The following is a 25961-nucleotide window of genomic DNA, read 5'->3' on the forward strand; positions in this document are numbered from 1 at the left end:
CTAATCAATTTATTCTCCAATATATTTAATTCTTTGGCTTTGATTTATCCGAGTAAGTTGTTCCAGTATTGTCCGCGTTTCTATTTTTAGTACTTCATTCCTATGCGCTCCTAAAACAAATAGCCTTCGGATGTTATGATATGCTTGTTGGACTACAGAGCCAAAAGAGTCCAATTCATTTGCAAAATTCACATCTAAATCACGCTCATGTTTCGCTGCATCAACAAAAGCATATAAATCCAACATACTGGTGTTCAGTACAATACTTTCTTTTAAATAATGACTATCTCGTAATGGTTTTTGAGTTACTATATCAAAGAGTTTATTCAAATGAGTAATAATTCTTTTTTGTAAATCAATATAAAATTTTCTCGATAATTGGCTATTGTGAAATACCAATGTTTCAAATAGATAACAAAGTAAAAATGCGACAATTGTCGATAATAAATAGTCAAAAAAGAAATTAGGAACAGCATAATTATTTCTACCATAATAATCTGAGCCTAATGAAGTTAAAGTCACAGTGAAAATAGTAGGAAATGCATAACGTTTTCCTAAAGAAAAGTAAGCCATGAATACAATAAAAGGAATAATAATCAGGATAAAACGAAAATCAATTTGCCCTATAACCCATAAAATATAAGACAAAAGTAATCCAAACACCGCCCCCCAAAAACGATGGATCGTGCGTTGCAAACTTGCACCTCTATCAAATCCCGCGTAAATCATCATTACAGCAAAACCAATCCATCCAGCATGTGAATATCCTAAAAGACTTTGAATTGCCAATGCAGTTGAGAAAACGAGACAAATTTGTAATGCTCTTGTTTTTCGATAATCTACAATTTTAAACATAGATAATTCCAAGAAGATATAAGCTTATTTAAAATGCTCCACGGCGTTTGTACCAACTCACACGGTTGTTCTTTTTCAATCGCACGTTTAAAAATATGAAGCTTTTCTATAAATAAATTGATTTTTTCACGTTCCAATACGATAGTTTCTGACTCAATAACACAAACTATTAAATGCAATTGATTAATAAGTAAATTAATTTTCCAGATGGAGCGAAGAGGAAACGTTTTAGGTAGCATCGCGGCATAACGTACTAAATGGGTTGTGTGGCCTCTAACTGGATTAAAAATGATATTCTTACGTACAACCATTAAGGATAAATGCTCAATAATCTGGGAAATCAGTAATATCAAAGCCCTTAACCATAAGCGATAATAATAACTCCTGGGAAAAAAAGCTAATGCAGCAAAAACGATTGCCATTGCTATAAAGGTATTCAAACAATTATTTAAAATTGCATAAAAACTGGTATTTATATCTTTATACAGCAGAGAATAGGCTCCCAAACTTAAGGCAACCGGTGCAATTACAATCGTATGCAACCTGCTCTTAATAGCCACCATATACAAAAAGAAAGAATAGAAAAAAGCAAAAACAGGAAAAAAAGGTGTAATTGACAAAATATCAAAAAGAAAAGCGCTAATAACAGCCCACCAAATACAATAAAAAAGCAGCAAATTTTTTCTCTTTATCGTATCACCTACTACCTTCAGCAGCCATAGCTGTAATCGGAATGTAAAAATAATAAAAATAGGGATTAGGAATGGAAAAAATAAAATTAACTGCAAAAAGAATAAGCAAAACATAAGTAACTTTCACTCCATTAACGCGATGATTTCCATAGGGATCGTAGTCTTCAATGATGCGAATTAGTTTCGATATAAACATAAGCACTCGCACCAGGATGTAATGGATATTTAGGATCTGGATCAATAATCTCTATTTGAATTGGAAAGCGTTGTGGCTCCAATAACCATTGATTGTTGCTGCTAACCATTTGCTGTTGTGTTCGTGGATCCGTGATTTGTCGGTCTGCTGCCCATATCGTGTTGACTACCCTGCCATGGAAAATTTTATTGAAATAATACATCCGAAGCATGATATAAACTTTATCCCCAGGTCTTACTTTACGCAGATCAGTTTCATATAAATTGGCTTGTATCCACCATTTTGATGGTATCGATAAAGGAAAATAATGGTTTGTGTATTTTTACAGGTGTCCCTGGCCCAATATAAAGATTATCGACTACTCCATCTGTAGGTGCTCTGACAATAGTCAAATCAAGATTTACTTTAGCATTGTGCTTTTCTGCTTTGAGGGCTTTAATTAATTTTCTTTGTTGGATTATTTGCTGATCTTCAATCGCAATTTGCTTTTTAAGTGAATCCATTTTGTTTTGAATTGAATGTAAATCATAATCAAGCTTCCGTACTTCAAGTTTTGATAGAGCTTCGCGTACACTAGGTGCTTTTTTTAATTGATATTCAAATCGAGATTTTTCATACTCAAATTTGGCTGCATCCAATAATGTTTCTGTTTTTTGTGTTTGCCGCTCAATTACTTTTATACGCTCTAGCGCTTCTTCATATCTTGCTTTCGCCGAATCATAAGCTAAAAGGTATGGTTTCCGATAGACTTCGAATAAGGGTTGATCTTTTTTTACAGCACTTCCATTTTGAACATAGATTTTTGTAATAAAACCGGAAACATCTGCAGCAATTGGCGTAACATTAGTAACTACAAAGGCATGACTTGTAAAAGGAATTAAATAGGAAAGGATATGGTAAATACCAATTAAGATGCTCAATACAATTACAATAACGGGTAAATTAATCTCCTTTTTTGAGACTTTAAATATCCTTTTCATGAGTTCCTTTATTCATCGATTAATTTTGTTTTACTGAATATTTTATTATGACTAACCTACAATATATTGAATTTTTCTCAAAATTGTAAAAAATGAATCAGAGCTACAAGTGTAGCGAAATCTTTCTCCATCTTTCAACAGATTTAGTTGAGTTTAAGGATACTAAAGGGGCGTGTGGGATATTAATATTTCCTACAATACCATATGATAATAAGATTCAACTTGAGAAGTTGTCATGGAGAATCAAGAATGAACGAGAAACTTGATATTGCAACGGTCGAAGTTACCGTGGTACGAATTTACACTTTGGAACGAGCTGATAATGTCCCTATCATTCTAAATTACTTACAAAATGAGGCTAAAATTCGGGGAATTAGTGTTTTTCGTGCTATAAGTGGTTTTAGTGGGGAAACAGGCATCCATAACGATTCATTTTTGGATGTATCGTTCTCTCTACCGCTCATTATCGAGTTTTTTGATCATCCAGAAAAAATTACTGCGGCTTTAGAATTCTTAATTACTATAATAAAAAAAGAACATTTGATTTTCTTCCCCGCCCGAGCAAATGCCTAATATCATGTTTCCTATGGAATATTATTTATCTTAGGTTATGGGGATGAGCATCGATTATGTTTGGATATCTACAACAAATCGTTACCTAAAACAGATATCTCGTGCCCATGTTCTTTTCTGTTCTTTGGCTCTCTAAGTGGTTGCTGTTTTGCAGCAAATAAATTCGATAATTCCTTCATTAATAAACGTACTTCACGCTTGTTCGGCTGTTTGTGATTTTGTTTTTCTTGGCTTATCTCATATTCTTCAGCCTTAAATTGATTTTTTATATGAATTTTAACACGTGTATCCAGAGAGGATATACGGTCAATTTGACCTATTCCCTGATTTACAAGCTCTCGATACTCACCTACAAGTCCGTCGACTTTAATTTTCAAATTAGCAGCATCATCTATCATTTTTGCTGTCTCGGTTTTAAAACAAGTAAAGAACCGAGCTAGAAAATTGCTAATTTTCACAAAATAACCGTTATGAATTCTAATAAATTCACTCAAGAATTGACTCTTTTGTTGAACTTCATGGAGGAACATTGAATTTTCTTTTACTTTAGCAAGTAACTTATAACTGGCTTGTACCGCTTGCTTCATTTCATCATTTGCTTTTTGAAAAGCAGCGAGTAGTTCCAAATTTTCATTCGCGATGAACGATTTTAATCCTTCATCTTGATTAAAAAAACGATTATTTATAATAGCAATTTGCTGTTCTTTTTTCTTTAATTTGCTTTCTAAATCCAACAAACATAATTTTGTCATCTCTTTAAATTCTGTCTTGCACAAACTATCCAAGGTAGCGGGAAGAGAGGTTTCAATCATGTTTTGCAATTTTTGTGGGGTGGCTGTTCGATAAACCAATTTTATTGGTGTAGCCGCCCAACTGACACCTTGCATCACTTCTGAAGACAGATCGGGAGATTCGTCCATATCTTTTAATTGTTTTATGTTTTCAATTAATTTTTGTTTTCGATGTTCCTCTGAGTTTTCTAAAAGTACGTTCAATGACTGTTCTTTTTTTTCAATAAACTCTAAAAAATATTGTCTTCCAGTGATTTTCAGATCATTTTCTTCCGCAGCTACAAGAAGTGCCCTCACTACCTCTATTTTTTCTTCAAGTTCTGCTTTTTTACTTCTAAGTTCGATCAAGTTAAAAATACCTGCAGAAACTTTTTCCATATCTGCTTCAAGTGCAGAAAGACTCTCAAGAATGTTTCGTCCTGAAGTTTGTAATTTAGGGCTTGTTGGAGCAAATCGCATAAAGTCATATGGGGCATTTTTTCTTTGCAGTTTTGCATTAATTACAGGGTTAACGCCGATAACCTTAAGATATCGTTTGGCAAAGAGCTCTTTCGCGGGTTTTAAAGGATCGGGAGCGATACTTTGAGCTGCATTTAATAATTGTTCTGGCTGTGTTAATTGCGCCATTCGCTCTTCTATTTTTAGCAAAAAAAGATCTATCTTGGGCTTGATTTTGTTAAGATCTATAACTACAAAAAGCACTTTCGCCGCCCAACTACTTTCTATTTCGGCAATTGCGAGTTTAATGATGTGGAATAACATACCTGCAGAAAGAAGAAACGTTTTATATTGATTCTTATCCGTAAAAGGAACACTGTTTAAAGCGAATAATTTTTCAATATTTCCAATTAAAGCGAAGATATTTTCCTTAGTATTCGTTTTCCAATTCTCATATAAGGTGGATATGATTTCACTGGACTGAGTCAGCAAAGCTTTTTCTTTTGCAGCTGTTTCTGGTAGTTGTGCAATTGCTTCATCGATAAATAGCTTGACAAAAACCGCGATTCCCCATGAGCGTTTACCATATTGATCAAATTCCTTATATTTTGTCTGCACACTTGCTTTGATGGCGTCAAGATTATCTACTGAGTTCACGTAATCAAATATAAGCAACGCTGATTCCAGGATATTCTGCTCAGCATCCGATTTGCTCCCACGCCATTCTTTAAAACGTTCAATTTTACTCAGCATAGTCACTCAATGAGTTAATTAATCAATTACTGAAAATTCATTCTACAAAAACACAGATCAAAATAAAACCATGATATCTATCAATTATTCAAATAATAAATCTCCAAAATGAGTACAAAGAAAAAAATGCAAGTTTATTTAAAATCAGCTATCCTAAATTCATATACTTATGGAGAAAAAAATGCCATCAAAAAAAGGAATCTATCTCTTTGCCCTAATTGGCTTACTCCTTGGTTTTACTCTTGACGGATTAATCCGCAATGAAATTACAAAAGTATTCAATTATGCCTTGATCGGCCTTTTTGCCCTTTTATATGCACTGGCATATAATGAAAAAAACTGCTTCCGTTTAATTACAAGTAGCTTCATTGTCGCTCTTTTTTTATCTTTACCCCTGCTCCCCTTGGAAGCGCACTTTACATCGATACATCTTGAACACTGGTTTACATTTCTTTGCGCCTTCCCACTCTTTGCCTATGTGGGGCATTCGTTCCACTATGCGTACCATCATGATAATACATGGCGTATCAGTTATAACAGTTTATTTGCTGCTGTATGGAATACCATTCCCCTGCTTTTTGTGGCTTCTTTGTTTTCAGCTTTAGCCAATCTGCTGATTCTATTAGGCGCCTTTATTTTCTACACGGTAGGTAATGATTTCTTATGGAATTTATATTCTGAAAATTTACATTTTCAATTGATTTCCCACACCACTTTGTTTTTTATAGGATTAGGAGTTGGCCAGCAAAATATCAAAATTATCTATAACTTACGCTTTTTACTGTTAAGAATGATGTACTACCTACTCCCTTTCTTAGCATTGATTAGTACTGTGTATTTTATTCTTTATTTGAGCCACTCCATAGGTGGTGGTGAAGAATACATCAATCCATTATTTATTTTAATACCACTCACTGCTTTGGGAATTATATTTTTTAATGCCTACTTCCAAGATGGGAGTATAGAGTCAGGGGCTCCATCCTGGCTTAAATTGTTATTACGTATTTATCGTGTGATTTTGTTCCTTTTAGTTTTAATGATGACTTATAAAGTTTTCCAATCTTATTCGGTGGACGTTAATGTGGTCATTTGCATCATCACTGGAATCTTATTCAGCTTAACTTATGCGATTACAGCCTGGTTTCCTGAAACTATGGAACAAAAATGGGTACGGATAGGCAACATTAGTTCTGCATTGTACTTCATAATTATTCTCTTTTTGCTCAACATTCCATATATGCCTATAGTCTTTCAGGTAGGTGCTCAACCCAGTCTAATAACAATAATCGCTCCGTAGAAAAAGAACCTCGCATGGATGAAACCTTATTCGCTTATCTGCCATTTTATTGCACATCAGGAATGGGCCTGATATTTCCAAATCGAGAATTTTCCTCAACCATCTGATTGACAAAGGTATTCCCATAACCAATCCAACACCCTTTTTTAATTGTCGTTCCTGGACCAATAGTTGTAGCCATGCCTATAAAGACATTATCTTCAATGATTACAGGAGCTAGAAAAAGTAAGTTACCTACGTCGGAGTGACAGCTAATTGAAACCTGGCTCCCAAGAGTGACATTTTTTCCTATGGTAATTAATGGACAATCAACAAAATCTATATCAAAAGAATTTACAATTTGAAAGGAAACTTTGGCTCCCAGCGCACGCCAATAAAAAAACTTGGTAATGTTAAATGTTTGCAATAAAGGGGTCAAACCAACCACTTTAGCAGAACGAGCCAAAGCAAAATGACAAAACCAAGCAACAGTCATTCGATTCATTTCTCGTTTATAACGGCCGGGCTTTAAACGAGGTAAACACAATCTAATTGCTGCAATAATAGCGATAAAAGAAGCAAATAATATAAAGGGGGCTAAAGGAAGAACCAACCAGGTGTATTCATAACCATGATAAATAAATAAGCCCGTTAAACTAAAAGCGGCAACAGCGGGCATCAAACTAAATAAGAGTGATACTATATCAATAATGATGAGCATCGATGATGTCAATTCAGTCTTTACTGGGGTCTTTTTTGACTTGGTTTTATTCTTCTCAGTCATAATATGATGTTCCTCTTTGATAACAGCCTGGTCGAAGGCGAAACGATAACAAAACTATTGAGCGCTATGCGGAACCAATGTAATTCATTTTTCAGTAATTACTTGCTGAGAAATGAGCTTTGGTTTGGTCTGAGCATGACTATCTTCTAATAATTCATCTTTTGGCAGTTGGAATAAAACCATAGGCAGCACCTCTTTAGTAATCACACCATGAGCATACGGTTCATTAATTTGCATTAAACGTTCATGCATTTTTGTTACTATGGGATCCCCTATTTGAGTTGCATCATCAGTAACTAAAACAATTCTATTCCCTAAGCTATTACGGGCAAAATACCAGTGAGATTCCATTTCAAATGAAATATCGTGCAACATTTCCTGCAATTCTTGACTCGTAATAGAACAGCTTTCTAATTTCAGCATTTGTGTTTTATAACAAAATTCAAGTCTTGGTGCTTTATTTAAAAAGCCGGTACATTTGACTACATCCTTTAACCGATAGCGAACAAAGCCCATCGCTGTTGTTAAAAATACCTCATAATTTTTGCCCTGTTCTAATTCCCAGGATTGCAAAAGATTTTCCTTTTCAATACTTTTACCCTCCTCAATAAACTCGGTAATATGGGCGCCAGGATGCAAAAATCCACCGGGCTGATTGTCTATCGGAACAGTAAGCCATCCCTCCGTAGCTGAAAAAGTGCCATCAACAATATCAACTCCTGATCCTAATAATTTTTTCAATTGTTGTGCAGGATATTCACAAAGAGCAGAAATCCAGCAGCCAACTACACTCAATGACGGCCAAAACTCCTTGAATGATCTTGGCTCTTGCTGTGCTAATTGACGCAAATACTCCCGTCGTTTCCTCGTAATTTGAATCGGTGGCAAAAATTCCGGAACTGCTTTATCACCTAATAAATAGGGTAAAAAGTGCCTAAAATTTTTAAGACAACGCTCAAAAAGAGCATCAATCACCATGGGAGTTACCGCAAATATTGCGCTAAGATCGGAGGCTAAAGCATACAAAGCAGACCATTGTATATAGACTTCTGTATTATCAAATAATTCATCAGGCAGAGCATAAAAACGCTTAATAAAAGAAGGTAAATTACGATAATTAAAATTGCTAATCCAACCCGAAGGAACGCCAGCTGGAGATGTTCGATGAGCATCTACTGCCGCCAGATAAAGTATTTTTTCTTGAAATAACCCAGGAAAATGCTGAGTCAGAGTATAAATATATGGCGGCATCGTACGTTGAAACTGGGTTTGGAACGAAGTAGTAATTGGGAAAAATTTTCGAACACCTGCTGTTCCTGATGTCTCTGACCAAAAAATCAATTTCTCCCCATTAAAGGGCTGAATAAGACTATATTGTGCAGCCAAGAGGTCTTCTTCATAATCTTCATACGTTGTGATTGGAAAATCACTCAGGTTTAAAGTATGGATACTTTTTAATGCAGCACTCCAATAAGAAGACCTTTTTAATAAAGGTATAATCTCTTGATTCCACAACTTTTCACGTGAACGCTGAGGATATTTCGTATCCTCAATAAAAGCCTGATATTTTTTTCGAGTAATTGCTGCGATTAATAATCTTTTCCAATTCATTCTTATTGCTGACCTAAATGAATACAATACACAATAATAACTGCAAAAGCTAAAGTTAGCGAGGCACTTTAATCCGGTATTTTTATTGGGACCACAGAGAACATTTTATTTTGTTCATCAAACAAGGCTAAATGCTCCGCCATAGACTCTTGCAATCTATTATCAACATTTGAGTGCGTATTTAATCTATTAAGAATGAGTTGAATTGCCAAATTGATCCACTCAACTCCTCCTAGTTCCTGAGCCATTAATTTCTGATTGTAATGCCAAAAATGAATACAAGAACTTGCTGCAAAAATCCAACAATACTGCTCTGCCAGACGAAAAGCAGTCAAACTGCGCGGATCAAATTGTTTTTGCTCTTGCAAGTCAATTACATTCTGATCCAATCGTTTGAGTTCAATACGAACCGCATTAATTAATGAGCTGATTTGCGGTGATTCTAATGTGGATAAACCAGCCAAAATATCGTCTTCAGTATGGGTAAAAAGACCTAAACGATCCATAGACAATTTTGGACAAATGCAGTTGAGATTGAAAATATCCTCCAAGTGTTGTGACTGATTTGGAGAACTTCCCCTCATTCCTGCTTGTGGCAATAAACTACCAGCAATCACGGATAAATTAACTTGACTACTCCCATCAAATAAACCGACTACCGGGATATCACGTCTGATTTTTTGAAACATAGCCCACTCTGTTGTGCGTAAATAAGCGCGAGCTCCCATCACTATACTACACTGTTCGACAATTTCTTCGGTTATTTTGGGAATAAGGAATTTAATGATGGCAGACCAAAATGATAATTTCTCAGGCATCACAGAGCAAGCCCGGGCTACTGCTAATGCCGTACAATCGGCAATAAGTAACTGCGTAAAAAGCTCACCAAGGCGTTGTTTTACTACAGGAATTTGATATGCGGTTTTGCCATATAATTGCCTTTGCTGACTAAAAGAAAGTGCTAATCGCAAAGCAGTATCTGCTGCACCCACAGAAAAAGAAGCACATAAAGTTCGGGAAACCTGTAAGGTTTTATAGATGATTTCCAATCCGCGTTTTTCATCCCCAACCAATGCATCTTGCGGCAAAAAAACGTTCTCCAAAGAAAACCCACTGATGTCTAATCCTCTAACTCCAAGTGTAGGAAGTTTGGGCGTTGGCATAAATCCAGATTGAATTATCGATTTATCCAGGAAAAAAACCGAGAAGCCTAATGGCCCTCCTTGAGAATGAGTACGAGAAAGAAGCGTCACACTGTGTCCTAAGGTAGCAAAATTAATACACCACTTTCTACCGGATAATTCCCATCCATTCTTACAAGGATGAGCAAATACTTCATTTGCCATAATATCAGAACCATGCGCCTCCTCAGTCAAGGCACAGGCAGTGATTTCCCCTCGCCGAAGAGATGCGGCCAAATTTTTTTTCTGATTTTCGCTTCCTGCGATCCACAGAGGTAATGCACCCAAAAATGGAAGACCCAAAGCGATGCCAATAGTTACATCTCGTCTGCATATTGATTTCGCTAGAAAATATCCGACGTCGAGTGAAACAAATTTCCCTCCAAGGCTTTGAGGGATTAGATATTCCATATATCCCCACTGCTGGATCAATCTAATTTGTGACCAGGCAAGTTCTTCTTGCTCATCATATTGCAAGCTGTCTTGAAAATTGAGAGGCGTCTCCTGCTTTGCAGGATTTCCCAAGTAGGCTTCAAATGAATTTATTAATTGCTGTAAATCAAGGCAAGTCATAATGATCCTTACTTAATTGCAATGGTGCTTCTCTAAGAAAACCTCCCTCACCCCTACCCCCCATTGGGGAGAAGGGGCCGCAGGATGGATGAGGGGTAAGTTTTCTTCCACCTCGAACACTCATTAAGAAAACGTCTACACAATAGAATGTCGTGCCATTGGCAAATGGTCCATCTTGCGATATACATATTCCAAATGTTGGCTTAATCTCCCACGTATTTGCTGAGGAGTAATAATTTCGTCGATTAATCCAGACACAAAAGCATCTTCTAAAGAAGGATCAAGATGCCGCATGTCAGTAACACAATGCTTCGTCTCAGTAGACACTTGTCCATCAGTATTTTGAACCCTTTTCGTAGTCTCTTTACTCATTACACCAAGAGTTGCTGTCTCCAAAGACAAGACCAGATCTCCTTGTTGAGATGCAGTTTGCATCATCAGAAATGCTGCAGCTCCATAGCATTTACGCACAATCACACTCATTCTAGGAACTCGAGTTTGCATCGCAGCACATAGCCTCGCTCCGTGTTGTAACAATCCCTTTTGTTCTTCGCGTTTTCCAGGCATAAATCCGGGAACATCAATTAAAGTAAGCACTGGAATCCGATAGGCATCACATATCCGAATAAATTTAGCTGCTTTTTGCGCTGCATCTGAATCAATTGCACCACTAAAACGAGTACTCTGATTAGCAACGATACCTACTACATACCCATGAATACGTACAAAAGCACAAATCATGGCTTGTCCATAGGCGCTTTTGTATTGCCATATTTCAGAATTATCGACAATTGCCTGAATCAATTCGAGCATATTAAATGGCACTCGCGGATCAGCTGGAATATTGGGTAAAGCATGAACAGGCTCTTGCACCGAATGGATAGGAGGACATTCTCCACCATGTGATGGAAAAATGTTGAGCATGGCTTTTACATGATTTATTTGCGCACTGATACTGTCATCGACAAAATCAGCAATACCTGTAGTACCTGCATGCATTGCTGTACCACCTAATTCACTCATACTGACTTTTTCGCCTATAGCTTGCTGAACTACCATCGGACTCGTTACCATTAGGTAACTGCGATGCTTGTTGAAAAAAAGCAGGTCCATTAGTACTGCAGAATAAGCGGGTGCCCCGAGAGTTGGAGCAACAAGCACCGCAAATTGTGGAATCACACCGGATAAGTTGATGTTACGTGCGATAATTTGTGTATATTCATCACCACTTAATAAATTTTCTTCTAAAGAAATTCCCGGAGAGGCTAAAAAAGCAATAATCGGGATACGTAAATCTTTGGCCCTATCCATAAGACGCACAATTTTTTTTGCGCCCTGGCTCGTAATATACCCTCGGTTAACTGAATTATCATGGGCATATATTGCAACGGGACGGTGGTTTATTTTAGCCAACCCCGTAATCACTTCAGCACCAAATTGTAAATGGGTTTGATTATTAGGAATATAATCAGCAAGTAATGGAAGAAAACTATGTTCGTCAATAAGATTTTCTATCCATTTCATCGTGGTTTTACCAACGGACGACGAGGACATATCATGCTCAGTTAAAATAAATTTTATATAAAATATACACTTCGTAATTACAAGGGTCAATTTTTCCTAAAAAACAGCTATAATTTAGGCACATTGACTTCCTATAATTTATAGTACGCGCTAAAAAAAGCAAACTAAAGAACATAATAAAAGGTTATTTATGGAAATTTTGCATCCTAACATTCGTTTTGATATTACAGCCGCATCTCGCGTCCTTCCTGACTCCCCCTCTATTACCAATCTGGAAATTTTACAAAACTTTCCAAGAACCTCAGAGCATTCTTTAGCTTTTTTAGAGAAATTTGCTGAAAAAATTGGCGAGGAGTTTGGTTTTTATTCCCGTTATTGGTGTCATAAACCTTGGGAATCTTTAGATAAGTCTCGAGAATTGACATCTGAATCCTTAGCGACTGAGGCGGTACAAAAATTGTTTGCGAACTATACCCCCTCAAAAATACATGCCTTTTTACTGGGCTCTACTACCAATAAACGATTTACAGGCTCTCAAGCTGCTGCAGTTCTTGGGAACTTAGGAATAGATGCCCCTGCTTATGATTTAAAAACTGGCTGTTCAACTTCTCTATCTACGCTTCATCTTGCCTACGCCTTAATGGCCTTAGGGTACCCTAATGTGATGGTGAGTTGTGCTGAAACCTTATCTAAAGTAATCGATCCTGAAAATGAAAAAACATGGATAGGATTAGGTGATGGTGCAGCCGCCTTGCTCATGGAAAAAAAAGAAACTGGTGCATTCACCGTTGAGAAAACCTTTTTTTCTACGGAAGGAAAATATGTAGAAGCATTTACCACCCATGGTGTTTTTCCCCCCTCCAAAGAACAAATCGATACTGTAGGCTATCACTTAATTGGTGATGAGTCGCTAATGAAAGAACTCGCTTATACTAAATACAAGCAGATGCTAGCCCATTTATTACCTACAGAAGAGGATAGAAACGCTATTACCTGGATTATCCCTCATCAAGTAAATCGCAAATTAATTACCGAACTGCTCCAAGAAAACCAAATGATGAACAAAGCAATTATTTGGGACTCCGATACGATTGGTAATATTGGTGGTGCATCCATTCTCTATTCTCTGGCTAGAGCAATTGAAGAAAATATTTTTGATCGATCTGGAAAAATACTTATGATGAGTGTCGGAGGTGGCCTCTCCTATGCAGGACAAGTTCTCCGATTTCACCAGTCATAAGGGCCGATGATGAATAAAGAGATTTTTAGCTGTGAATCACTAGTTGATGCAATTCGATCCAGAGCTCTTCATACCCCAGAGAAAATAAGCTGCACTTTTCTAAACAGAAACTTAGAAGAAAAAATGACTTTTTTTGAATTGGATGAACGGGCAAGAGCCATTGCAGCACAATTACAAGCCCAAGGAGTAAAACCTGGAGATAGAATCTTATTATTATTTTCTCCAGGACTACCCTTGATTCAGGCTTTTTTTGGTTGTCTTTACGCGGGATGTATTGCTGTACCCATTTATCCTCCTGCCCAAGCAAAATTATTGGATAAAGCACATCGCATCATTCATAATGCACAACCAGTATGTGTGCTTATGACAGCCGATCATTTGGTTAAATTTGCCACACTGGATTGTAAAGGAAAACCACATCTTGATGAAGTGCCATGCTTTGCTATAGACAGCATGGAATTACCAATGAGTTTTTTTTGGCACCCCCCCCTTATTCGCGGACAAGACATTGCATTTCTGCAGTACACATCAGGATCAACGATGCATCCTAAAGGGGTCATGGTCACCCACTGCAATTTATTGGATAATATTCACAAAATATATGCTGCATTTCAGTTAAATGAGGAAACTATTTCATTCAGTTGGCTTCCGCCCCATCATGATATGGGGTTAATAGGTTATATTTTAACTCCGATTTATGCGGGGGTACCTACCTATCTGATGTCTCCATTTTCTTTTTTACAAAATCCTCTTTCCTGGTTACAAAACATTAGTAAATATCGAGCGACCATAAGCGGTAGCCCTAATTTCGCTTACGATTATTGTGTAAAACGCATTAAGGAAGAAAAAAAACAGGGGCTCGATTTAAGCTGCTGGCAAATTGCATCGAATGGGGCCGAACCCATTCGAAAAGAAACATTAGAACATTTTTATCATGCATTTAAAGATTATGGATTTCACAAAGAAGCCTTCTATCCTTGTTATGGTTTGGCTGAAGCAACCTTGTTAGTTACAGGAAATACCCCAGGCACTCCCTATCGTACACTCACTTTGGCTAAAGAACAGTATCAGGATCATCGTGTCCATTTTGCTACAGAAGAAAGCCCTCATAGCCATAGTTTAATTAGTTGCGGCCGCTTTATGCAAACAGTAAAAATTGTAGATCCGGAAACACTCGCCCTCTGCAGTAATGACCAAATTGGTGAAATTTGGGTGCACAGTGCCAGCGTAGCCCAGGGATACTGGCAACAAAATGAAGAAACACAACATACGTTTCACGGTAAAATTTCTGGTGATGTAAGTAATCAATTGTATTTAAGAACTGGCGATTTAGGGTTTGTACATGAAGAGGAATTATATGTGACGGGTCGGATTAAAGATTTGATTATCCTTTATGGTAAAAATCATTACCCGCAAGATATCGAGTACTCTATTCTCCATGCCCCAGTACATCACTCTCTGGGCAAATGTGCTGCGTTTGTTATTCAAAGAGAACAAGAATATGAACTGACCGTCATGTGTGAGGTAAAAAACCGTTTTATGTCGCCTGAGGAGCAAGATAATTTATTCAATACAGTGTTTGAACTGATCTATCAGACACATCAACTCGAAATTCATAATATTATTCTTATTCCACTCAAAGCGATGCCGCATACAACCAGTGGGAAAATTCGTCGAAATTTCTGTCGCAAACATTTATTAGACAAAACATTACCTATAATCGCTACCTGGCGATTAAATAAGGTGGAGGGTTAAGATCATGCAATTTCTATCTCAAGAATCTCCAAATAGAATTGCATTAAGCTTCGAGGATCAGAAATTTAGTTTTGCTGAACTAGAAACCGCTATCCAAAAAATGTCGCCCCAGTTGAAAAAACTACCGCCAGGAATATTGGTTTTACACGCCATACCCCAGTCTTCATTTGTGATTCAATTGTTAGCTGCTTTAAACATCGGAAAACCTGTTGCACTCTTTGCTCCTCAAGAATTGGGGCAGGAAAAACGCCATCTTTTAGGTACGAATATGACGGTGTGTGAGCAGGGTAAGCTCATCGACATCCAGGAAAACAATCATATCAAACATCACCCGGAACTTGCTTTAGTACTATTTACCTCCGGTAGTACAGGACAAATGAAAGCGGTACAACTGTCTCTAAAAAATATTACAGCAAATTGCAAGGCAGTGATTAATGCACTTGAATTTTCCAGAATAGACGATCAATTATTATTTTTACCCCTGTCATACTCTTTTGGCCTCCTTGGTCAATTACTTCCTGGATTAATCGCTGGAATAAAAACACAACTGATTACGCAATTTACGGATATTAAAACACTATTAGAGACGCATGCTGTTCCTCAAATGTGGAGCGGTGTTCCCTCTCATTGGGTCGCGATTCATAAAATGGCGAGTCTTTTTCCGGAAAGTGCAGCAAAAATAAAAGCGATCGTCTCCGCTGGAGCACCCTTGAGCATTACATTGCGTCATCGTTTGATACAGACCTTCCCCAATGCAATAATTTATAATAATTATGGTTTAACAGAAGCGGCCCCACGAGTATTGACTTATTCCAACAAAGATCCATTATTTCTTGAGGATTTTGCTGGCTATCCAGTAGGTGATTGGCAGATACGTTTGTCAGAAGAAAATGAGTTGCTCATTAAAGGGAGCCAGCTCATGTTGGGCTACTTGGGAGAGGAAAAACAAACTCGAATGCACAATGGTTGGTTTTTTACTGGGGATTTAGCAGAAAAACTACCCTCCGGGTTGGTGGCAATTAAAGGACGCCTGGATCATATCGTCAATATAGGCGGTGAGAAAGTCAATTTAATTGATATAGAACATAAAATTTGCCAAATTGAAGGAATTAAGGAAGTCATTGTTATCCCTTTAGATGATGAATTATATGGTGTCCGTTTACTTGCATGTTTGGAACAAGACAATTTCAGCGCCACAACCACAGAACACATGCTTTCCGAACAATTAAAACAACATTTTTTACCCAAAAAACTTCCAATTACGGTGCATTTATTGAAAAAATTGCCACGTAACCAACACGGCAAGCTTGATAGAAAAGCGCTACTTTTAAGTCAGAAGGAAAAAATCCATGCTCACTGAACGAATTCGCAATACATTAGTAAAGATTGGACTAGGAAATCTTCCTAAAGATTCATCTGCCTCATTGGAACAAGGAGGCTTAGATAGCCTAATGTTAGCCTTACTCATCATCGAGTTGGAACGAGAATTCAAAATTAAGATTCCGGTTATCCCCTTAATAAAAGAACACTATGAATCAATAGACAGTATAGAAAAACATTTAGTTGAGCTGGGGGCAAAATGAATATTTTGATCACAGGCGGCTCATCGGATATCGCTCAAGCTATAGCTAAACGACGGTTGCAATTAGGTGATAAAATCATCATCACCAGCTCAAGTAAGGAAAGTCTAAACAAAACATTAGAGCATTATAAACAACAAGACATGCAGGTCAGAGGCTTGGTATATAATTTTTCCAATCCAGAAGCCAGTAAGGATGAACTGCAAAATTTGCTGCAGGAGCCTTTAGATGGGATCATTCTTAATGCGTTTACGCGTGTCAGCCAACTACGTAAATTGCATGCATTATCCTATCCTGCATTACGCACCTACATCGATGAAAATTTGCATGGTAATATTTGGTTAATTCATCAATTATTACCCGCTTTATTGGCCAATAAATTTGGGCGATTAATTCTAATTTCCAGCCTTTCTGCAATTACTGGTACCAGCCGCTATGGTGCTTATTGTGCGACCAAAGCCGCACTCGAAGGATTGTTTTTAAATCTTGCCGTAGATTACAGCGCCAATAATATTTTATCCAATGTTGTGCGTGTCGGTTTAATTAAGACCTCAAGAACCGAGCAATTTTGGAAAAGACCTGCCTATCAAGAAAAGATGGCACAAATTATTCCTCAAGGAACGATGGGAGAAGCAGCACAAATTGCAGAGGCAACAGATCCTCTATTGTCCAGAACCTCATTTATAACAGGTTCTGTGATTACAGTAAGTGGAGGTTTACCACTCATGCGTTCTGAAGGAATATTATCATCATGAATTTATTACGCGCTGAAAAAAATATATACATAAAAGGACCATTTACAGCATTACCCGAGAAGGTTATGAGTAATCAAGAAGTACTTAAATGGATGAATAGCACACAAAGTCCAACATTGGTTAGCTTCTCGACAGGAATTAGAAATAGACGTTGGGCCAATGAAGATCAGGCATGTAGTGATTTGGCGGTCCTGGCAGCAGAACAATTATTCACCGCGAAGCCTGGAGAAAAAGATAAAATCAACCAAATTATTTTGGCAACCATATCAGGAGATTACCTTGCTCCGCCGACCAGCCCCCTGGTGCAGCACCGACTTGGATTACCCAATACAGGTGCTTTTGATATTGGGGCAGCCTGTGCAGGTTTTGTAGTTGGTTTGCATACAAGTGCTGCCATTACTCAGGCAACCATGGGCTCCATCTTATTAATAGCCAGTGAAATCCGTTCTAAATTTTTAAATAAAAATAATTTTGCTACAAGTGTTCTTTTTGGCGATGGAGCAGCTGCTTGTATCGTATCCACAGATAAGGAAAATGCAGAGTTTCGTTTTCTTGCCTCTGCTTTATTTGCTGATGGAGAAGTCAGCGATACGGTATCCACTCCTGCAGGAGGTTCACGGTTGCCCGCAGCGAATTGCACGAACCCCGAATTGTTTTACATCACAATTAAAGAAAATACTGCACTATTTATTAAAGCGGTGCATGGTATGGTTGATGGCGCAGAAGAGTTCCTGAAGGCATTAAACCTTACTACTGCAGATATTCAATGGTTGGTTCCCCATCAAGGAAATAAAAATTTAGTTTTATCTGTTGCTAAACAATTAGGTTTTCCCGAAGACCGTATCGTCAAGACCGTAGAAGAAACAGGTAATACTTCGGGTTCAAGTGTAGGCATTGCTCTGGATTATCTCCGCGAACATGCACACATCAAAGTAAAAGATAAGGTATTATTAGTTGCAGCAGGTGGAGGTGGTATTGCTGCTTGTGCTCTTTTAGAAGTTATCTAATGTAATTTACATTGTAGCCTGGGTGCAACGCAGCAAAACCCGGGTTATGACTTCGCCTTTACCCTACCCTTTAAAAGTCTAGCTTCGAATCAAACCAGAATTCGGCCAGTGGTGTTCCTTTATAATGCGCCAAATGAAAATTAAAAAACTCTTTTGCTGCCTTTTTTTTCTTGTTTTGTAATAAGCAAAGCAAATAAGTCTGCGCAATGATTTCTGACTGAGCGTCACTGCCTCCGATTTCTGTGCGTCTGGAGATACAAGGAGCCATCCAATGATAAGCAGATTGAAAGTCATTATTCACAAACGCATGAATCCCTTTACTTAAAGGCAGAATAACGGAAAGCCAAAGCGATTGGTTATAGCCATTAGACAGGTTTTTAGCATATGTTTCAATCGATATTAGAGATTTATGAATTGCATCTTCCTGACCTAAACGAGCAAGACAATATACGTAATGAACTGTATTAAAACCGGTGTAATGTGTAAAAGGATTTTCATCAAGATAATTTGCAATAACTTTAAATTGCTCGATCTGCGGCAATCCTGCAATATCCAGACGCCATAATAGTGAAATAGCATCTATTTGCTCGGTAACAATTTCCGGAGAGATACCAAAAATAACAGGATATAAGTTCATTACCTTATCTACTTGTCGTAATGCAAGGTAAAATAATGCCAAATGCCAACTGTTATGTCCGCGAAGAAGTGTTGAGATCTGCTCCCAGCTCCCTCGAAACGTTTCTAAAGCCGCTATCCCTTTCGCACTATTCTTTGTGTTGAGATAGATATGAGCCAGGGTATGGTGCGCCCAAGGTGTGAGTGGTTCGATGGTCAAAGCCTTTTCCGCCAAACGTTGCGCGTCCGATATATGGCCAGATAATTCCGCTGCAAAAGAATGCATGGCTAAAAAATGGGATTCATCTTGATTATGTGGTGCTATCTGCTCACAAAATTTCAAATAGTGATGACCGTTGTAAGCTTGTCCCGAACAATAAAATAACCATTCAGCAAACTTTGCTGCTAAAGTATCGCGCGGATATAAAGCCGTTAAAGCCGCTAAAATAGTTAAAGCAGTTTCATACTCCAAATTCATCCAGGCTTTAACGGCTTGATACGTTAGATTTTCTCTTAAATTAACTGAATACAATAATTTTTCAGCTTGCGCTAAATGTGCTTTTGCTAGAGATGTAGCTGCATCAGTTTGGCCATAAAGATAGAACGCTGCAGTATAAACCTGAAGGAGCAAATTATCGGGATTATTTTTGACCGCATCTAAAATAAAATGAGGGTCCTTGCCCGCTCCCAAAATTTGTTGATGGAAATGATTGATGCTTTCTATAACTTGCAATGATTGAGTCGTTACGGATAAACCACGATTTGTTTCCATATTATTCCCGACGAAGATCAGCTCCCTTTTTTTATTATATATCTCTTTAAGGTAAATAAGATCAAACATAATTTATTGCGTCAATAAAAGTCATCAGATAATCTATCCGCCCAAAATTCAGAATGGAAGAATTATGAAAAATCAAAAAGAATTGTTCGAGTTTTTGTGTCAGTTAATTGATATTCAAATTAAAAAATACGTTGCTTTGCCCAAAATAGGAATAGGTCCAGATGCGCGTCTTAATGGACAACTTGTTTTTCAAGAAGTAAATGAGTTGCTCGAATTTGCAGATCAACTAATGGATGAAATGGAACATGTAAGCAACGGTAAAGCTGTTTCTCTCGAACTCTTTTCTTCAATATTCGAACAAATTAAATTTTATCTTGAACAAGAACATCTCAGAGGATATGCAGGTTGGCTTCTTGATGAAAACAACATCCATACCCCACTGATGGCACGAGTAAATGAGCAAATCAAACAATTAAAAAAGATCGCTGACTCAGCAAATATTGCATATTCTTCTTCCTCAAAACCTATAACAGAAACACAGCGACAAACGGAATATGATAGTGTTGCAATTGCCTTTTATATTCTAGACCTCGCTATAAAATTAGCTGAAAATCCTTCGATAGAATTGGAAGAAAAAAGTTTAAAACATGCTCTCCCAATACTAAAACGTAATGCGAGTACCCGATATTGCAAAGAGGAGTTTGCACAACCTATCCGTGAGTTGCATCAAAAATGTGGTGAGTTTTTACAACAATCCGAAGATCAAAAAAGCAATACATTACTGGATAAAGCGGATGCTTGCATCTATGAAAAAAAACACCGAGAACAATGGAGCAATTTACTTAAACGTTATCAAGAAATTGAGCCAAACTTCTAAATTATTCGCCCCTGAACATGAGTGGTATAAAATTGGTAAATTAACTGAAGAAAAAGCAAAACCAAAATCAGCATATTCTACTCAGAATTTTACATTGTTTAACGGGATGGCCCTTGGCATAGTAGTTGTTGGCATGCTACTTATCTATTTTATGAAGCAGCAGGATAATGAAAATCCCCTAAATTCAATTTTGAATCCCTAAATGAAACCTGAGTCAAGGGACAACGGCACCCCTATTGCTATTTTTCTGTCATTCCCGCGAAGGCGGGAATCGATACTTAAATTAGCGTTGCACCTCTCTCTCGAAAACGGGTCCCCATCTTAGCCGGAACGACGGCTTTTCCCTTAACATAATGGCAGTGAGTATAACCCAGTTAGTAAGACATCATCAGAGAAAATAAAATGGTCACATCCATAAGAATGGAAATACAAATATAAAACAGATTACGCCTGAGTAAACTCAAATAAATCTTTATAAGTATGAAAATTCATCGCATCTTCTTCAGTCACAGTTAAATTATATTCTTCACTAAGAATGGCCAGTAACTCTACTATTTTCAATGAGTCTAAATGCAAGTCTTCTATTAATGCAGTATCATCATGAATTTCTTCTGCTTTAGCGCCTGATAATTTGGATATAATATTTTTTAATTCTGTTTCAGTAATTTTCATAAACAATACCTCTTAATGCTCTTGTGAAGCCAGATAATACCATGAAGCAAAAGAACCTAAGCCTAAAATAAGTAAAATTATCGCTAATGAGAATTGGCCATACCATTCACCCAGAGCGATAATCCCGCTGGACAACGCAGCACTTAAGTCTTGCATGCATGCATATAAGGCACCGACTGTTCCCGCCATATGAGGAAATGGGTGAAAAGCCCCGGCAAACGCATTGATAAAAGTAAATCCCACTCCCATGCTAAACAACGACACAGGGATCATTATGGAAAGCACGTTCTGCAATCCTATGAGTGACAAAAATAACATGGTAAATCCACCTATTATCATAAAGACAATTCCGATAAACACCATGTAGGATACGCCTTTTTTCATCACCATTTGACTGTTAATTATTCCGCTCACACAAATTGCACCGGCAATAAAAATTGTCAATTGGCCAAACTCTATAGGGCTAAGCCCTAATGTATCCTGAAAAAGAAACGGTGCGATCGCGAGATAACCTATCAAACCAGCGGAAGCAAGACAGGCACATAACGCATAACCTAAAAAAACTTTGGATTTTAATAAGGCAAAATAATTGTCGCGCATTACTCTTAATTTAGTTGCATCAGGATTAAGGTTTTTATTTGTTTCAGGAAGAGTACATAAAGCTAAAATCCATATAACAAAACCAAATACCAACAAAAATAAAAAATTAATACGCCATCCAAAATGTTCCTGGATGTAGCCTCCGAGAACTGGAGAGGCAACCATAATAAAAACACTCACAATACCTACATAAGAACCAATTTTGGATAAGACTCTATCGGTAAAGAGATCACGAACTAGAGAACGGCCTACAGAACCACAACATCCTATACCAAATCCCTGAATAAAACGGCCAATAATCAAGACCAAAACTGAAGGCGCAAGAAAACAACATAAGCTGCCTAAAATACTGAGACCAACACCAAACATAAGCGGGGGTTTACGACCAATTTTATCGGATAAAGGCCCATAAAACACATGAGAAATGCTCAAGCCAAGCATGAAAAGTGATAACGTTAATTGAATAGAGGCTTCACTGCTGTTAAAAATCTTGGTAATTGCAGGTAATGAAGGAATATACTGATCAGTAGTCATCTGCATCAATATCATGAGCATTAAAACAACAAAAACCAGTAAAGGATGTAACGAAACTTGCTGAACATCATTTTTTTTCTGCATCAAAAAACCCTTTTTAACCTTCTTAATTAATGGCACCTACCCGAATGAGGCCCATAGTATAACAAAATCACACCATGCATAGGCCCAAAATAATCAAGCAACAAATATAGCCAATAAACCATGTGAGTGATCTTAACGAAGCCATATCCATTAAATAAAAATAACAATAAATAACTCGGGAGATAATGTAAATAATCGCCAAAATTTGAATTGTTATACCGATATGATTTGTCACCATTGCGGTTAATGTAGCAGTCGCAAATACGAGTAACGATTCAAAACTGTTTTGATGGGCGGCAACAGCTCGTGCTCCCATTCCCTGTAATCTCGCCTGTTGAGTTCTTGGATAATGATTATCGTATTTCCCTTCTTTTTGCATAAAATTGGCTACAACAATCTTGAGAAGATAAGGCAATAATATCGCAATGAACAAACAAAGAATTAAGGTAGTCATAAAGTAGTGTTTCCTAACAATATTCGTTTCACATTAAAATCAAAAAATTGTAGCCTGGGTATCGCAAAGCGAAACTCGCTAGCATAGCCTAGCGTTATTTGTGAGTAATTTATAAAAACGAACCATAATAACGAGAATATTTACCCAGTACAATGACTCGGGTTTTCCTATTCGATAAGGAAAATAGTACTTTCTACCAATTAATTTCTTCTGTTATGATAAATTTATCGAGTAGTTATCATTTAAAGGATTAGTACTATGGTTCAAGATGAGTCCAAAAAAAAATCTAAAGGACATATTGTTTTATCGTCACATCCATCCGGGCATACTGCTGCACCATTAAAAATTAAATGGGGCGCTGAAAACCCTAAAGAACGAGGTCCGGTAATAGCCTCCCTCACTAATATAAAAAATCGTAATGCGGTTGGCACCCACTCTGGATCCTATTCAGTTTATCGAGCACTTGCCGTCGCTGCTGGAGTATTGGACCCAGAACATGTACCTGATCTTACGGATACGACGCCTCCAGTTACCATAGGCCCTCATCCTCAATGGAGTGACAGTCAGAAGATCATCTCTCTTGATCCTTGGGGACATCTAGTAGCCAATGTTTTCGCTGAAGAAATTCAAGCAGGATATGACATTCGCCCTACTATAGCAGTTACCAAAGCGCATATTAATATTCCTGAATTGCATACGGCTATTCAAAGAGGTCGCCTCAAGCCCGATGGAAAAATATTAAAAGAATCAGGAGATGTAGCAGTTACTAAAGTGGCGTTAGAACCAGTTTGGTATCTACCCGGAATCGCCGAACGCTTTAAAATCTCAGAATCACATTTGCGTCGAACCTTATTTGAGCAAACAGCAGGAATGTTCCCTGAACTGGTAACACGCTCCGACTTCGATGTATTTCTTCCTCCGATAGGCGGGATGACTGCCTATTTTTTTGGTGATGTAACCACCATCCACGATCCCCAAATTGAGCTTACATGTCGTATTCATGATGAATGCAATGGCTCTGATGTGTTTGGTTCAGATATTTGTACCTGCAGACCCTATTTGGTACATGGAATCGAATTGTCTATTGAGTCGGCACAAAAAGGCGGGGCTGGTTTGATTGTATATAATCGAAAAGAAGGAAGAGCTCTCGGTGAGGTAACCAAATTTTTAGTTTATAACGCTCGCAAAAGACAAAAAGGTGGCGATACGGCTGCTAAATACTTTGAAAGAACAGAGTGTGTTGCGGGAGTTCAAGACATGCGTTTTCAAGAATTAATGTCAGATGTCTTGCATTGGCTTGGTATTACCAAAATCCATCGTTTCGTCTCCATGTCCAATATGAAATATGATGCATTACTCAAATCTGGAATTCAGGTTGTAGAACGAGTAACCATTCCCGATGAACTCGTTCCTCCTGACGCACAAGTAGAAATGAATGCCAAACGTGCGGCCGGTTATTATTCACCCGATCGAATCGTAGACATTAATGAATTAGCAAGAACTAAAGGACGTGACCTTAATGAGTAATGAACAAGAAACTGCCCAAGTGTTAGCCACATTAAAGGATCCTCGGACTATACGTGTGCGCTCACAAGCTATTTTAGAACGAGTTAAACAAGATAAGTCAGCTTATTTCTCCCTAGATCCGGAAAAAATGACCAGCACTGCTTCTTTTGTTATTGAAGTCATTCAGGATAATTATCCAAATCTTGATATTCCTTATCACAGTCGTTGGCGTCATTTTGAAGCCGGAGGTATTGATCGAATTAAAAAAATGCAGGCACAATTGAATACCTTTTCTGCAGCGGAACAGGGAAAAATCCTTTATGAACTGGTTATCATCAGTGTATTTCTAGATGCCGGTGCCGGGCAATATTGGCACTACAAGGAGCCTGAGACAGGGGCAGAATATTCCCGATCAGAAGGTCTTGCCTTAGCAAGTTTATCTCTTTATCAAAAAGGTGTTTTCAGTGCCATCCCAACTGAACCGTTGAGAGTAGATGCCGAGCGTTTATTGACTTTTAATGAAGATGAGTTACGTCATGGATTCCAAGTAACTACCGAGAATCCACTAGATGGCCTTTCCGGGAGAGTTGCTCTGCTCAATCGACTTGGCGCATTAATACAACACGATGAACATCATTTTGGAAAAGAAAACCGCTTAGGTAACTTTTATACTTATATAAGCTCCTTGGCAGCAAATAACAGACTTACAGCACCGCAGATTTTTCATGAAGTACTCAATACATTTAATGAAATATGGCCAGCCAGACTTTCATTTCATGGAGTTCCTCTTGGAGATGTGTGGCAATATAATGCTCTAAAAACAAATGATCCTGGATCGGAATACATTCCCTTTCATAAATTATCCCAGTGGCTTACATACTCCTTGATTGAGCCATTAGAACAAGCGGGAATTACAGTAACTCATTTAGAAGAACTCACGGGTTTACCAGAGTATCGAAATGGTGGTTTACTCATCGATTGTGGTGTACTGAAAATTAAAAATAAGGAAGCTCTGGAAAAAGCCCTGCCACCTGATGCAGAAATGATTGTGGAGTGGCGTGCATTGACCATTACACTCTTGGATGAATTAGCTGCATTGATCAGAAAAAAATTGCAAAAAAATGCCATTGAACTCCCTTTGGCTAAAATTTTGCAAGGAGGCACCTGGGAGGCCGGACGACGAATTGCGAAACAAAAACGCCCCCAAGGCACCCCACCTGTCCAGATTATTAGTGATGGTACCGTTTTTTAAATTAAGACAATTTTCGCTTGGA

The 25961-nt window shown here is 37.7% G+C and carries 26 protein-coding genes; 12 read left to right on the forward strand and 14 right to left on the reverse strand.

What is annotated here, in order from left to right:
* Window positions 1–9: 9 nt before the first annotated feature.
* From DGG96_RS13675 to DGG96_RS13685, 5 genes are read right to left on the reverse strand one after another with little or no spacing between them, the layout of a single operon-like run.
* Complete coding sequence (locus DGG96_RS13675; protein WP_110143209.1) at window positions 10–855, reverse strand: FUSC family protein; 846 nt, start codon at window positions 853–855, stop codon at window positions 10–12.
* Window positions 840–1532, reverse strand: a complete 693-nt coding sequence (locus DGG96_RS13680; RefSeq protein ID WP_240610455.1) for a hypothetical protein — start codon at window positions 1530–1532, stop codon at window positions 840–842. The genes DGG96_RS13675 and DGG96_RS13680 overlap by 16 nt, the downstream gene beginning before the upstream one ends.
* A 19-nt stretch (window positions 1533–1551) precedes the next feature.
* The gene (locus tag DGG96_RS21190; protein WP_240610456.1) at window positions 1552–1743 is read right to left on the reverse strand and encodes a hypothetical protein; all 192 of its coding nucleotides are present in this window, start codon (window positions 1741–1743) and stop codon (window positions 1552–1554) included.
* The gene (locus tag DGG96_RS21195) at window positions 1712–2035 is read right to left on the reverse strand and encodes a hypothetical protein (protein ID WP_476737564.1); all 324 of its coding nucleotides are present in this window, start codon (window positions 2033–2035) and stop codon (window positions 1712–1714) included. Before DGG96_RS21195 ends, DGG96_RS21190 begins: the two co-directional genes overlap by 32 nt.
* Entirely contained in the window at window positions 1998–2723 is a 726-nt protein-coding gene (locus tag DGG96_RS13685; protein WP_240610458.1) for an HlyD family secretion protein, read from the reverse strand. The genes DGG96_RS21195 and DGG96_RS13685 overlap by 38 nt, the downstream gene beginning before the upstream one ends.
* Window positions 2724–2972: 249 nt before the next feature.
* On the opposite strand from DGG96_RS13685, the gene DGG96_RS13690 reads away from it, so the two are divergent.
* Window positions 2973–3296, forward strand: coding sequence for a DUF190 domain-containing protein (locus tag DGG96_RS13690; protein WP_110143210.1), 324 nt, complete (start codon window positions 2973–2975; stop codon window positions 3294–3296).
* A gap of 68 nt (window positions 3297–3364) precedes the next feature.
* On the opposite strand, the gene DGG96_RS13695 is transcribed toward DGG96_RS13690, so the two are convergent.
* On the reverse strand, window positions 3365–5278 hold the full coding sequence (locus tag DGG96_RS13695; protein WP_199739190.1) for a hypothetical protein: 1914 nt from the start codon (window positions 5276–5278) through the stop codon (window positions 3365–3367).
* Between the two features lie 181 nt (window positions 5279–5459).
* On the opposite strand from DGG96_RS13695, the gene DGG96_RS13700 reads away from it, so the two are divergent.
* Window positions 5460–6575, forward strand: a complete 1116-nt coding sequence (locus tag DGG96_RS13700; protein ID WP_110143211.1) for a hypothetical protein — start codon at window positions 5460–5462, stop codon at window positions 6573–6575.
* Between the two features lie 46 nt (window positions 6576–6621).
* Here DGG96_RS13700 and DGG96_RS13705 read toward each other — a convergent pair whose 3' ends face one another.
* The 4 genes from DGG96_RS13705 to DGG96_RS13720 form a co-directional block, all read right to left on the reverse strand.
* A complete protein-coding gene (locus DGG96_RS13705; RefSeq protein ID WP_110143212.1) occupies window positions 6622–7338 on the reverse strand; it encodes a DapH/DapD/GlmU-related protein in 717 nt (238 codons plus the stop codon).
* Between the two features lie 84 nt (window positions 7339–7422).
* Window positions 7423–8949 (reverse strand): GH3 family acyl-acid amido synthetase, encoded by a 1527-nt coding sequence (locus tag DGG96_RS13710; protein WP_110143213.1) that lies wholly within the window; start codon window positions 8947–8949, stop codon window positions 7423–7425.
* Between the two features lie 68 nt (window positions 8950–9017).
* Window positions 9018–10703 carry an acyl-CoA dehydrogenase family protein gene (locus DGG96_RS13715; protein WP_199739191.1) on the reverse strand — a complete coding sequence of 562 codons (1686 nt, stop codon included), beginning with the start codon at window positions 10701–10703 and terminating at the stop codon, window positions 9018–9020.
* A gap of 135 nt (window positions 10704–10838) precedes the next feature.
* A complete protein-coding gene (locus DGG96_RS13720) occupies window positions 10839–12257 on the reverse strand; it encodes a carboxyl transferase domain-containing protein (RefSeq protein ID WP_110143215.1) in 1419 nt (472 codons plus the stop codon).
* Window positions 12258–12417: 160 nt separating this feature from the next.
* Between DGG96_RS13720 and DGG96_RS13725 the strand changes: the two genes are divergently transcribed.
* From DGG96_RS13725 to DGG96_RS13750, 6 genes are read left to right on the forward strand one after another with little or no spacing between them, the layout of a single operon-like run.
* Entirely contained in the window at window positions 12418–13467 is a 1050-nt protein-coding gene (locus tag DGG96_RS13725) for a 3-oxoacyl-ACP synthase III family protein (protein ID WP_110143216.1), read from the forward strand.
* A gap of 9 nt (window positions 13468–13476) precedes the next feature.
* Window positions 13477–15222 (forward strand): fatty acyl-AMP ligase, encoded by a 1746-nt coding sequence (locus tag DGG96_RS13730; RefSeq protein WP_110143217.1) that lies wholly within the window; start codon window positions 13477–13479, stop codon window positions 15220–15222.
* A 4-nt stretch (window positions 15223–15226) separates the two neighbouring features.
* A complete protein-coding gene (locus tag DGG96_RS13735; protein ID WP_110143218.1) occupies window positions 15227–16582 on the forward strand; it encodes a class I adenylate-forming enzyme family protein in 1356 nt (451 codons plus the stop codon).
* Entirely contained in the window at window positions 16572–16805 is a 234-nt protein-coding gene (locus tag DGG96_RS13740; RefSeq protein ID WP_110143219.1) for an acyl carrier protein, read from the forward strand. Before DGG96_RS13735 ends, DGG96_RS13740 begins: the two co-directional genes overlap by 11 nt.
* On the forward strand, window positions 16802–17557 hold the full coding sequence (locus DGG96_RS13745) for an SDR family NAD(P)-dependent oxidoreductase (protein WP_110143220.1): 756 nt from the start codon (window positions 16802–16804) through the stop codon (window positions 17555–17557). The genes DGG96_RS13740 and DGG96_RS13745 overlap by 4 nt, the downstream gene beginning before the upstream one ends.
* Window positions 17554–18564, forward strand: coding sequence for a 3-oxoacyl-ACP synthase III family protein (locus DGG96_RS13750; RefSeq protein WP_110143221.1), 1011 nt, complete (start codon window positions 17554–17556; stop codon window positions 18562–18564). Before DGG96_RS13745 ends, DGG96_RS13750 begins: the two co-directional genes overlap by 4 nt.
* Window positions 18565–18634: 70 nt before the next feature.
* On the opposite strand, the gene DGG96_RS13755 is transcribed toward DGG96_RS13750, so the two are convergent.
* A complete protein-coding gene (locus DGG96_RS13755; RefSeq protein WP_110143222.1) occupies window positions 18635–19951 on the reverse strand; it encodes a tetratricopeptide repeat protein in 1317 nt (438 codons plus the stop codon).
* Between the two features lie 133 nt (window positions 19952–20084).
* On the opposite strand from DGG96_RS13755, the gene DGG96_RS13760 reads away from it, so the two are divergent.
* Window positions 20085–20837, forward strand: a complete 753-nt coding sequence (locus tag DGG96_RS13760; RefSeq protein WP_110143223.1) for a hypothetical protein — start codon at window positions 20085–20087, stop codon at window positions 20835–20837.
* The gene (locus DGG96_RS21200; RefSeq protein ID WP_110143224.1) at window positions 20821–21039 is read left to right on the forward strand and encodes a hypothetical protein; all 219 of its coding nucleotides are present in this window, start codon (window positions 20821–20823) and stop codon (window positions 21037–21039) included. Before DGG96_RS13760 ends, DGG96_RS21200 begins: the two co-directional genes overlap by 17 nt.
* Window positions 21040–21281: 242 nt before the next feature.
* On the opposite strand, the gene DGG96_RS13770 is transcribed toward DGG96_RS21200, so the two are convergent.
* The 3 genes from DGG96_RS13770 to DGG96_RS13780 form a co-directional block, all read right to left on the reverse strand.
* The gene (locus DGG96_RS13770; RefSeq protein WP_058467171.1) at window positions 21282–21509 is read right to left on the reverse strand and encodes an acyl carrier protein; all 228 of its coding nucleotides are present in this window, start codon (window positions 21507–21509) and stop codon (window positions 21282–21284) included.
* A 12-nt stretch (window positions 21510–21521) separates the two neighbouring features.
* Entirely contained in the window at window positions 21522–22727 is a 1206-nt protein-coding gene (locus tag DGG96_RS13775) for a multidrug effflux MFS transporter (protein ID WP_110143225.1), read from the reverse strand.
* Between the two features lie 67 nt (window positions 22728–22794).
* On the reverse strand, window positions 22795–23181 hold the full coding sequence (locus DGG96_RS13780) for an MAPEG family protein (RefSeq protein ID WP_110143226.1): 387 nt from the start codon (window positions 23179–23181) through the stop codon (window positions 22795–22797).
* Window positions 23182–23439: 258 nt separating this feature from the next.
* Here DGG96_RS13780 and DGG96_RS13785 point away from each other — a divergent pair, with 258 nt between their 5' ends.
* Both DGG96_RS13785 and DGG96_RS13790 read left to right on the forward strand, forming a co-directional pair.
* Window positions 23440–24708, forward strand: a complete 1269-nt coding sequence (locus DGG96_RS13785; protein ID WP_110143227.1) for a GTP cyclohydrolase II — start codon at window positions 23440–23442, stop codon at window positions 24706–24708.
* Complete coding sequence (locus DGG96_RS13790; RefSeq protein WP_110143228.1) at window positions 24701–25939, forward strand: URC4/urg3 family protein; 1239 nt, start codon at window positions 24701–24703, stop codon at window positions 25937–25939. The genes DGG96_RS13785 and DGG96_RS13790 overlap by 8 nt, the downstream gene beginning before the upstream one ends.
* The last annotated feature ends 22 nt before the right edge of the window (window positions 25940–25961 follow it).

This window comes from Legionella qingyii (genome assembly GCF_003184185.1).

Bases quoted from the DNA above. Each gene is read 5' to 3' on its own strand.
- DGG96_RS13675 (WP_110143209.1), bottom strand. From the start codon at position 855: ATGTTTAAAATTGTAGATTATCGAAAAACAAGAGCATTACAAATTTGT.
- DGG96_RS21190 (WP_240610456.1), bottom strand. From the start codon at position 1,743: ATGTTTATATCGAAACTAATTCGCATCATTGAAGACTACGATCCCTAT.
- DGG96_RS13685 (WP_240610458.1), bottom strand. From the start codon at position 2,723: ATGAAAAGGATATTTAAAGTCTCAAAAAAGGAGATTAATTTACCCGTT.
- DGG96_RS13690 (WP_110143210.1), top strand. From the start codon at position 2,973: ATGAACGAGAAACTTGATATTGCAACGGTCGAAGTTACCGTGGTACGA.
- DGG96_RS13695 (WP_199739190.1), bottom strand. From the start codon at position 5,278: ATGCTGAGTAAAATTGAACGTTTTAAAGAATGGCGTGGGAGCAAATCG.
- DGG96_RS13700 (WP_110143211.1), top strand. From the start codon at position 5,460: ATGCCATCAAAAAAAGGAATCTATCTCTTTGCCCTAATTGGCTTACTC.
- DGG96_RS13705 (WP_110143212.1), bottom strand. From the start codon at position 7,338: ATGACTGAGAAGAATAAAACCAAGTCAAAAAAGACCCCAGTAAAGACT.
- DGG96_RS13710 (WP_110143213.1), bottom strand. From the start codon at position 8,949: ATGAATTGGAAAAGATTATTAATCGCAGCAATTACTCGAAAAAAATAT.
- DGG96_RS13715 (WP_199739191.1), bottom strand. From the start codon at position 10,703: ATGACTTGCCTTGATTTACAGCAATTAATAAATTCATTTGAAGCCTAC.
- DGG96_RS13720 (WP_110143215.1), bottom strand. From the start codon at position 12,257: ATGTCCTCGTCGTCCGTTGGTAAAACCACGATGAAATGGATAGAAAAT.
- DGG96_RS13725 (WP_110143216.1), top strand. From the start codon at position 12,418: ATGGAAATTTTGCATCCTAACATTCGTTTTGATATTACAGCCGCATCT.
- DGG96_RS13730 (WP_110143217.1), top strand. From the start codon at position 13,477: ATGAATAAAGAGATTTTTAGCTGTGAATCACTAGTTGATGCAATTCGA.
- DGG96_RS13735 (WP_110143218.1), top strand. From the start codon at position 15,227: ATGCAATTTCTATCTCAAGAATCTCCAAATAGAATTGCATTAAGCTTC.
- DGG96_RS13740 (WP_110143219.1), top strand. From the start codon at position 16,572: ATGCTCACTGAACGAATTCGCAATACATTAGTAAAGATTGGACTAGGA.
- DGG96_RS13745 (WP_110143220.1), top strand. From the start codon at position 16,802: ATGAATATTTTGATCACAGGCGGCTCATCGGATATCGCTCAAGCTATA.
- DGG96_RS13750 (WP_110143221.1), top strand. From the start codon at position 17,554: ATGAATTTATTACGCGCTGAAAAAAATATATACATAAAAGGACCATTT.
- DGG96_RS13755 (WP_110143222.1), bottom strand. From the start codon at position 19,951: ATGGAAACAAATCGTGGTTTATCCGTAACGACTCAATCATTGCAAGTT.
- DGG96_RS13760 (WP_110143223.1), top strand. From the start codon at position 20,085: ATGAAAAATCAAAAAGAATTGTTCGAGTTTTTGTGTCAGTTAATTGAT.
- DGG96_RS13770 (WP_058467171.1), bottom strand. From the start codon at position 21,509: ATGAAAATTACTGAAACAGAATTAAAAAATATTATATCCAAATTATCA.
- DGG96_RS13775 (WP_110143225.1), bottom strand. From the start codon at position 22,727: ATGCAGAAAAAAAATGATGTTCAGCAAGTTTCGTTACATCCTTTACTG.
- DGG96_RS13780 (WP_110143226.1), bottom strand. From the start codon at position 23,181: ATGACTACCTTAATTCTTTGTTTGTTCATTGCGATATTATTGCCTTAT.
- DGG96_RS13785 (WP_110143227.1), top strand. From the start codon at position 23,440: ATGGTTCAAGATGAGTCCAAAAAAAAATCTAAAGGACATATTGTTTTA.
- DGG96_RS13790 (WP_110143228.1), top strand. From the start codon at position 24,701: ATGAGTAATGAACAAGAAACTGCCCAAGTGTTAGCCACATTAAAGGAT.